9 protein-coding genes are annotated in these 7,779 nt (G+C 76.9%); 5 read left to right on the top strand and 4 right to left on the bottom strand.

The genetic code is table 11. From position 1 onward, the window contains the following. Positions 1 to 89 precede the first annotated feature (89 nt). Positions 90 to 440: a DUF3499 domain-containing protein gene (locus tag BMZ50_RS23415; protein WP_091330082.1), complete on the bottom strand. Its 351-nt coding sequence runs from the start codon at positions 438 to 440 to the stop codon at positions 90 to 92. Between the two features lie 180 nt (positions 441 to 620). On the opposite strand from BMZ50_RS23415, the gene BMZ50_RS23410 reads away from it, so the two are divergent. Further along, on the top strand, positions 621 to 1,076 hold the full coding sequence (locus tag BMZ50_RS23410) for a metallopeptidase family protein (protein ID WP_091330080.1): 456 nt from the start codon (positions 621 to 623) through the stop codon (positions 1,074 to 1,076). Here the strand turns inward: BMZ50_RS23410 and BMZ50_RS23405 are convergent. Beyond that, positions 1,073 to 1,945 (bottom strand): phosphotransferase, encoded by an 873-nt coding sequence (locus BMZ50_RS23405; RefSeq protein ID WP_091330078.1) that lies wholly within the window; start codon positions 1,943 to 1,945, stop codon positions 1,073 to 1,075. The two genes, BMZ50_RS23410 and BMZ50_RS23405, sit on opposite strands and share 4 nt — an antisense overlap. A gap of 71 nt (positions 1,946 to 2,016) precedes the next feature. Here BMZ50_RS23405 and BMZ50_RS24460 point away from each other — a divergent pair, with 71 nt between their 5' ends. After that, positions 2,017 to 3,045, top strand: a complete 1,029-nt coding sequence (locus BMZ50_RS24460) for a hypothetical protein (RefSeq protein WP_177212962.1) — start codon at positions 2,017 to 2,019, stop codon at positions 3,043 to 3,045. On the opposite strand, the gene BMZ50_RS23395 is transcribed toward BMZ50_RS24460, so the two are convergent. Next, positions 3,020 to 3,835: a hypothetical protein gene (locus BMZ50_RS23395; RefSeq protein ID WP_091330074.1), complete on the bottom strand. Its 816-nt coding sequence runs from the start codon at positions 3,833 to 3,835 to the stop codon at positions 3,020 to 3,022. The two genes, BMZ50_RS24460 and BMZ50_RS23395, sit on opposite strands and share 26 nt — an antisense overlap. Before the next feature lie 95 nt (positions 3,836 to 3,930). Beyond that, positions 3,931 to 4,167 (bottom strand): WhiB family transcriptional regulator, encoded by a 237-nt coding sequence (locus BMZ50_RS23390; protein WP_177212963.1) that lies wholly within the window; start codon positions 4,165 to 4,167, stop codon positions 3,931 to 3,933. 349 nt (positions 4,168 to 4,516) lie between these two features. Here BMZ50_RS23390 and cofD point away from each other — a divergent pair, with 349 nt between their 5' ends. From cofD to BMZ50_RS23375, 3 genes are all read left to right on the top strand, one after another. Then, positions 4,517 to 5,476, top strand: coding sequence for a 2-phospho-L-lactate transferase (cofD, locus tag BMZ50_RS23385; RefSeq protein WP_245753829.1), 960 nt, complete (start codon positions 4,517 to 4,519; stop codon positions 5,474 to 5,476). Between the two features lie 70 nt (positions 5,477 to 5,546). Then, on the top strand, positions 5,547 to 6,581 hold the full coding sequence (locus BMZ50_RS23380; RefSeq protein ID WP_425432026.1) for a coenzyme F420-0:L-glutamate ligase: 1,035 nt from the start codon (positions 5,547 to 5,549) through the stop codon (positions 6,579 to 6,581). A 288-nt stretch (positions 6,582 to 6,869) separates the two neighbouring features. Further along, the coding region (locus BMZ50_RS23375) for a DUF222 domain-containing protein (RefSeq protein WP_143087269.1) at positions 6,870 to 7,779 on the top strand (910 nt) is incomplete at its 3' end.

Genomic DNA, 7,779 nt, shown 5'->3' with positions numbered 1-7,779 from the left:
GCGCGAGCCTCCGGACGGGGCCGGGCGAAACCTTCAGGGAACGCCTCGCACGCTCGGCGCGAGCCTCCGGACGGGGCCGGGCGAAACCTTCAGGGGATGTCGGGCAGGACCCGCAGGTGACCGCGGCGGGTGCCGCTGCCGTCGTCCGCCGGGTTGCGCGGCGGCTCGGGCCGGGCCGCCTCGCGGACGGCGTCGGCCAGGGCCAGGAGGTCGTCCCCGGTCGGGCCGGAGTCCTCGATGTCGATCTCGTGCCGGACCACCTCCCAGCCGCGCGGCACGGTCAACCGCTCGGCGTGGAACTCGCAGAGGTCGTAGCTGTGCGGCTCCGAGAAGGTCGCCAACGGGCCGACGACAGCGGTCGACTCCGCATACACGTAGGTCAAGGTCGCTGCCGCCGGTTGCGCGCAGCCGCTGCGCGAGCAGCGACGTGACTGCCTCACCACCGGTTCCTCACGCTGGGCACAGTAATCCCGTCCGGCGGCGGTTGGCAGCAGGCACACCGGGTTTGTCGAGCTCCCGGAGCAGGAGCCCCATCCTGCCCGATGACCCCGCGGGCCCCGGCGCCGGATCCGTCCCGCCGTGCACCGCGCTCCCCCGGCCCGCCGTAGGCTTCCCTCGCCATGAGCCGATCCTCCCGTTCCCGCCGCGACCGGCACGGTCGCGGGCTGCGGGGACGTCTCGTACCCGAGGGCCTGCCGTTGGCACGCAGCCGCGGCGAGCAGTTCGACGACCTGGTGCTCGACGCGGTGGAGGACCTCGAGCACCGGTGGGAGAAGGAGCTGGCCGGGGTCGAGTTCGCCGTCGAGGACGTGCCCTGGGTGGAGCACACCAGCCCGGACGAGGTGGTGCTCGACTCCGACGTGCTCGACGACGGCAGCGTCCCCCTGGCCCGCGTGCTGGCCGCGCACCGGGAGAACGGCCGCGAGGTGCCGCCGCGGATCGTGGTCTACCGGCGGCCGTTGGAGCTGCGGGCGCACGACCGCGACGACCTGGCCGACCTCGTGCGCGACGTCGTCGTCGACCAGGTCGCGGTGCTGCTGGGCCGCGACCCGGAGGAGATCGACCCGACCGATTAGCGCACCGGGCTGCCCAGCTCCGCGGCGATGCCGCGGGCGTCCGCCAGCCGGGCCCGGGCGAAGGCGGGGTCCAGCCCGTTGGCGTGGCCGGGGCGGGTGAGCCGCTCGACCAGCTGCTCGAGGGCGATCGCGTGCCACAGCAGGCCGACGTCGGGCTCCTCCCAGCCGGCGGTGCGGTCGAGCACCACCCGGGCGATCTGCGCGCGGTCCTCCTCGGCAGCGGTGGTGGCCCACAGCGTGAGCAGGTCCCGGTGCCGCGGCCCGGGGCGCACGCCGGTCCACTCGAGCACGACCAGGTGCCCGTCGGCGTCCAGCACGGCGTTGGCCGCGCGCAGATCGCCGTGGGTGACCTCGGAGCGCGGCAGCTGGGCGGCCGCGGCCCGGACGGCGCGCAGCTCCCCCAGCCGGACGCCGCCGCGCACCAGCCGCCCGGTGCCGCCGACGGAGGCGCGCGCCCGGCGCAGCGCCGGGCGCGCCGGGGACTGCCACGGGGCACCCGGCGGGGCGGGCAGCGGGGCGATGCGGACGGCGGCGTCGACGGCGGCCTCGGTCCAGCGCGGGCCACCCGCCGGCAGTGCGTGGACGCGCCGGGAGAGCAGCCACCGGCCGTCGTCGGCCGCCGCCAGCACCTCGGGGACGCCGACCTGCCGCTCCTCGGCCCAGCGCCGCCCGCGCAGCTCGGCCCGCAGCCGCCGGCGCCCGCTCTCGGTCACCGCGAGGTCGACCACCCGCTCCGGGAGCACGCCCTGCACCACGCCGAGGGACGCGGACAGGTCGGTGACCCCGGTCAGCGGCTCGTCGAGCCCGAGCTCGGCGAGCAGTGCAGTGACCCGTTCCCGCAGCCCGCCGTCCGTCCCGCTGTCGCTCATCGCAGGGATCGTCTCAGCCGCACCGGTGGCGCGCACGGAGTCGCGCGGGTGGCCCTGGGATGCTTGCCGGGATGGAGTCCTCCGCGCCGGCCGCCGTGCCCTGGATCGTGCTGGCCGTGGCGCTGCTGGCGCTGGCCGGGCTGGCGGCGGCCTGGCTGGTCCGCCGCCGAGCCCGCCCGCGGGCCGCCGTGGCGCCCGCGGAGGAACCCGCCCTCCCCGCCCCGGCGACCCGCTACCCGGACGACGACCTGCCCGGGTTCCTCGACACCCCGCCGGGCATGCCGCGGACCGATCCCGCTCCCCCCGTGCCGGCGGCGGTCGTCGCGCCGGCCGCGCCGCCGGCCGAGCGGCGCGACGGCCCGGGGCCGGGGCAGGCGGTGGCGGTGATGGCGGCGGCGACGCTGCTGCTGATCGGGGCGCTGGCCGCGGTGGCGCTGGCCGGCCGGGAGAACGGCGCGCCCGCCGCCGGATCGGCGTCCCGGGCCACTCCCCCGCCGGCGACGCGCCCGGCTCCCGCTCCGCCGCTTCCCGAGCTGCCCGGCGTCCCGGCCCACCCGCTCCCGGGCGAGTCCGGCGCCGGTGCGCTGGCGACCCGGTCGGTGCCGCTCGGGGAGGACGGGGTCACCGCGCGGCTGACCTTCGGGGGCATCGTGCTGGAGCGGCACGCGGTGGGGGTCACCGTGGCCCACCCGAGCCTGAGCGTGACCACGACCGGGGAGCCGGGCGACGACGCGCACGCCGCGCTGGCCCACCTGCGGCTCGAGACCTGGAACTGCCTGGCCGTCGAGGTGCCGGCCGACCCGGAGGGCGCCGGGTGCGTGCGCTCGACCGTCGAGTACGCCGACCTGCCCGCCCCCGCCCTCGGCGTGACGCGGGACGGCGAGGAGGTGCGGATCACCGGCCGGTTCCCCACCTACACGCGGCCCAACGGGACCGCGCCGGTCTACACCGGGCGGAGCTACGAGCTCACCGCGTCCGTGCGCCCCGCCGGTCCGGTGCGCGACAGCCGGGCCGACGCGGAGGCGACGCTCTTCCTGGGCACCGACCGGGTCGGCACGCGGGACGAGCCGGGGCTCAACGTCGTCCGCTACGCCGGCTGAGGTCGGGACCGCGCCGCGCGCGGAAGGTGACCACGGGGGCGGCCATCTCGGCCGCGAGCCCGCCGACCTCGGAGAAGCCCCACCAGGGCCGGCGGTCGGCGCCGTCGACGAGGGTGAGCAGGGCGGCGTCCACCCGCTCCCCGTCGGCGACCACGGCGAGCTCCAGCTGGCCGATGGCGGCGTGCAGCCGGGCCGCCGCCCGCAGGAAGGTCCGCGACGGCAGGTCGGGGAGCCGGGCGAGCAGCTCGGGCAGCCGCCGCTCGAGGTCGTGCGGGTCGCTGCTGCGGACCGCGCCCGCCTCGTCGAGGGAGTCCACCAGCCGGGAGCTGCGGGCGTTGGCGAACGCGGCGTCCGGCCGCAGCCGGCCCAGCGCGCCCAGCGTCGGGTCGCCGAGCGGCAGGCCGGTCAGGCGGAGCGTCCAGGGGCGCCGGTGGCCGTCGAGGAGGGCCAGGATGCCGGCGGCCAGCCGCTGCGCCGCGGCGTCGTCCCGCGCCGGGAGGCGGGCCGCAGGCGCACCCGGGGGCACGGGGCCGAGCCCGTCGCCGAGCAGGGTGGCGGTCACCGTGCCACCCCGGCGGTGCAGCGCGAGGGCGGCCAGCGCCTCGGGAGGCCCCTGCCGGTCCCGCTCCACCACCACCGCGACCGGGGTGACGGCGGCCCGGACGTTGAGGGCGGTGGTCAGCCAGGGCGCGCGGGCGGTCGCCGGCGCGCGGAGCGCGGCGAGCAGCGGACCGGCGGCGCGCAGCTCCCGGACGACCTCGGCCCGGCCGGAAGCGACCCGCGTGAACACTCCCGAATAGCACCACAGCCGCCGACGGCGATCCGTCGGCGGCTGCGGTCAGCTCGGGTGCGGTGTCACACGGCGCTGTGTGCCGGCCCGGGGGTTCAGACTGCGCGGCGGCGCAGCCGGCGGCGCTCCCGCTCGGAGAGCCCGCCCCAGATCCCGAACCGCTCGTCGTTGGCCAGCGCGTACTCGAGGCACTCGGCCTTGACCTCGCAGCCGGTGCAGATCTTCTTGGCCTCGCGGGTGGAGCCGCCCTTCTCCGGGAAGAACGCCTCCGGGTCGGTCTCGGCGCACAGCGCCCGCTCCTGCCACGACTGCGCCTCGGCCTCCAGGCCCATCGTCCACAGCCCGGAGAATCCCTGCCCGGAGAAACCCTGCCCGGACGCGACGGGTCCGTGGTCGGCGGAGCGGTCCGACGCGCCCAGGTAATCGCTCAAGAACGAAACCTCTCCCATGACGATGCGTCCCCTCTCGCTGTCGTCCCGATGTGCGCTCCTCGGGACGTTCCCGGGCCGCTCGGCACTCGTTGACACCGCCGGAATTACACGCGTGTCGTTGCCGAGGCGTCAACTTCGCCCGGTGTAAGCGACTCGCCACACCGGTCACACCAGTCACACGGTGTCTGTCACTTCTCGTTGCACCCTCCGACACGCCCAGCGAACAGTCGACAACTGACCATCGGGCACGATGACTTTCGTGCAGATCGTCGTGCTTGCCGGTGGGGTCGGTGGGGCTCGCTTCCTCAGTGGGGTGCGGGCCACGGCTCCCGATGCCCGCATCACCGCCGTCGTCAACACCGGGGACGACGTGACGATGCACGGGCTGCGGATCTGCCCCGATCTGGACACGGTCATGTACACCCTCGGCGGCGGCATCGACCCCGAGCGCGGCTGGGGGCGGATGGGCGAGTCCTGGACGGTCAAGGAGGAGCTGGCCGCCTACGGCGCCGAGCCGACCTGGTTCGGGCTCGGCGACCGCGATCTGGCGACCCACCTGGTCCGCACCCGGATGCTCGACGCCGGCTACCCGCTCTCCCAGGTGACCGCGGCGCTGGCCGAGCGCTGGAAGCCGGGCGTCGAACTGCTGCCGATGAGCGACCAGCGGGTGGAGACCCACGTCGTCGTGACCGAACCCGGCAGCGGGCGGCAGCAGGCGATCCACTTCCAGGAGTGGTGGGTCCGGCACCGGGCCGCGCTCGACGCCTCCGCCTTCGTCCAGGTCGGCGCCGACTCGGCCAGCCCCGCGCCGGGGGTCGCCGAGGCCTTCGCCGCGGCCGACGCCGTCCTGCTGGCCCCGTCGAACCCGGTGGTGTCGATCGGCACGATCCTGGGCGTCCCGGGGCTGCGCGAGGCACTGCTGGCCACGCCGGGCCGGGTGGTCGGGGTCTCCCCCATCGTCTCCGGCGAGGTGGTGCGCGGGATGGCCGACCGCTGCCTGCCGGTGGTGGGGGTGGAGGTCAGCGCCGAGGGGGTGGGCCGGCACTACGGGGCCCGATCAGCCGGCGGCCTGCTCGACGGCTGGCTGGTGGCACCCGGGGACGGCGCCGACGTTCCCGGGGTCGACGTCCGGGAGGTGCCGCTGCTGATGTCCTCCCCGGCGGCCACCGCCGCGCTGGCCCGGGCCGCGCTGGACGCCGCGGATGTCTGAACAACGCCACCCCTCCCCCCCACCGCCCGCGAGCTCGCCGCGGGACCCCGCAGGGGGGCCAGCGGCCGGGCTGTCGGTGCACCCGGTGCCCGGGCTGCCGGAGTTCGCCCCCGGCGACGACCTGGCCGGTGCGATCGCCGGGGCCGCGCCGTGGTTGGCCGACGGCGACGTCGTCGTCGTCACCTCGAAGGTGGTCTCCAAGGTCGAGGGCCGGCTGGTGCGGGTCGAGCCCGGCGCCGACCGGGAGGCCGCCCGCCAGCGGGCCATCGACGAGGAGTCGGTGCGGGTCGTGGCCCGGCGCGGGCCGTTGCGGATCGTGGAGACCCGGCACGGCTGGGTGGTGGCCGCGGCCGGCATCGACGCCTCGAACGTCCCCGGCGACGCGCTGGTACTGCTGCCGGAGGACGCCGACGCCTCCGCCGCCCGGCTGCGCGAGCGCCTGGCGGACCTGCTCGGGATCACCGTCGCGGTCATCGTCAGTGACACCTTCGGCCGCACCTGGCGGGACGGCCTCACCGACGTCGCCGTCGGTTCGGCGGGCATCCCGGCGCTGATCGACCACCGCGGCGACGTCGACGCGCACGGCAACCGGCTGGAGACCACCCAGGTGGCCGTGGTCGACGAGCTGGCCTCGGCGGCCGATCTGGTGAAGGGCAAGCTCGGCGGCGTGCCGGTGGCCGTCGTCCGCGGGCTGGCGTACGCGCCGCCGACACCGGACCCCGGCACCCGGCCGCTGGTGCGGCTGGGCCCCGGCGACCTCTTCCCGTACGGCAGCCGCGACGTGGTGGCGTCCCGGGCACCGGGCGCCGACCTCGTGCCCCGGCCCGGGGACCTGGAGGCGGTCGCCGAGGCGTTCCGGGTCGCCGTCGCCGCGCTGCCGGAGTTCTCCGTGGTGCTGCGCTACGGCGGCGAGGAGGACGGCGTGGTCGACGTCCACCTGCCCGAGCGGGCCACCACGACGACGGCACTCAACCTGGGCGCGCTGATCGGCGCGGTGATCGTGCAGCTGCACGCCGAGGGGTGGACGACGCGCTGGGAGCCGGCGGCGACGACGGGCGGCACGTCGCTGGTCGGGCGGCTGTGGCTGGGGTCGCCGTCCGGGTGAGGTGAGCGCCGGGCCCTGCGTGCTCGTTGTCGGCGGATCCGCACACGGGCGTCCGCCCGTTCGTCAGCTGCATCCCGGTCACCTGCCGTTCCCTCGGCTGCGTCCCCACCGGCTCGCCGCCCGACGGCACCTTCAGCGCTGCTGCAACCGCCCCCCGGCGCTCCTTCCTTCCGGCGATACCGTCCGTGTCCAGCGACGCCTCCCCACACGCTGAAGCGGCCCGGCACCGCTGTCCACAGCTGCCGTTTCCGCTGGTCAGCGCGCCGCCGAAGCAATATATTCGTACATGTGTTCGATACCGATCGCTGGACGGAGCGCACTCTGGTGCGCGATCCGGACACCGGCGTCCTGGTCGAGCTCGAGGTGTTCGCCGACCCGAGCCTCGACGTCGTCGATCCCGACCTCGCCCTCCTCGGGCGCGCCTTTCCGCAGGCGGAGCCGGCCCCTGCCGATGACGCGGTCGCCGAACCCGACGAGTTCGGCACCCTGGCGCGGTTGCTCGACGACGGGGCCTCCGAGCTGGACCGCGCCGAGCACGCGCACCGGGCGGCGGGGCGGGCGGCGGCGGGGCGGTTCCGGGCGCTGGCCGCCTTCGCCCGGTGTCGACCGGCCGGGTCCTTCGACCGGATGCCGGGCGAGCGGGGCGCGGCCTCGGCGGCGTCCCGGGCGGCGCGGCCGGCGGTGTTGACCAACGTGTCGGAGTGGGCGGTCGATGAGGTGGCGGTCCGGCTGCGGCTGACCGCGCACGCCGCCCAGGCGCTGCTGGAGCAGGCGGTGATCCTGGACGAGCAGCTGCCGGCCACCCTGGCCGCCCTGGAGGCCGGGCGACTCGGCGAGCGGCACGCCGCGGTGCTGGCCGACCTGCTGCCGCTGCTGGCCGACCCCGCCGTGCGGGCGGCGGTCGAGGCCGGGCTGCTGGCCCGGCTGGGCTCGAAGACCCCGCCCCAGCTGCGCGAGGCCGCCCGGCGGGCGGTGCTGCGCGCCGACCCGAACGCCGCGCTGCGCCGGGCCGCCGCGGCGCTGCGCGAGCGCGGCGTGTGGCTGCATCCCGGCCAGGACTGCATGGCCACCCTGGCCGCGGTGCTGCCCGCCCCGGTCGCCCGGGCCTGCCACGCCGCCCTCGAGCAGTACGCCGCCGCCTGCGCGGTCGCCGGGGACGAGCGGACCCAGCAGGCGCGGATGGCCGACTGCCTCACCG

The organism is Geodermatophilus ruber (genome assembly GCF_900114385.1).
In the GTDB taxonomy this organism is placed as follows: Bacteria; Actinomycetota; Actinomycetes; order Mycobacteriales; family Geodermatophilaceae; genus Geodermatophilus; species Geodermatophilus ruber.
Note: the sequence above shows the minus strand (reverse complement) of the source record. Positions and strands in the feature narration are given on the sequence as shown.

Bases quoted from the DNA above. Each gene is read 5' to 3' on its own strand.
- cofD (WP_245753829.1), top strand. From the start codon at position 4,517: ATGACTTTCGTGCAGATCGTCGTGCTTGCCGGTGGGGTCGGTGGGGCT.
- BMZ50_RS24460 (WP_177212962.1), top strand. From the start codon at position 2,017: ATGGAGTCCTCCGCGCCGGCCGCCGTGCCCTGGATCGTGCTGGCCGTG.
- BMZ50_RS23390 (WP_177212963.1), bottom strand. From the start codon at position 4,167: ATGGGCCTGGAGGCCGAGGCGCAGTCGTGGCAGGAGCGGGCGCTGTGC.
- BMZ50_RS23405 (WP_091330078.1), bottom strand. From the start codon at position 1,945: ATGAGCGACAGCGGGACGGACGGCGGGCTGCGGGAACGGGTCACTGCA.
- BMZ50_RS23410 (WP_091330080.1), top strand. From the start codon at position 621: ATGAGCCGATCCTCCCGTTCCCGCCGCGACCGGCACGGTCGCGGGCTG.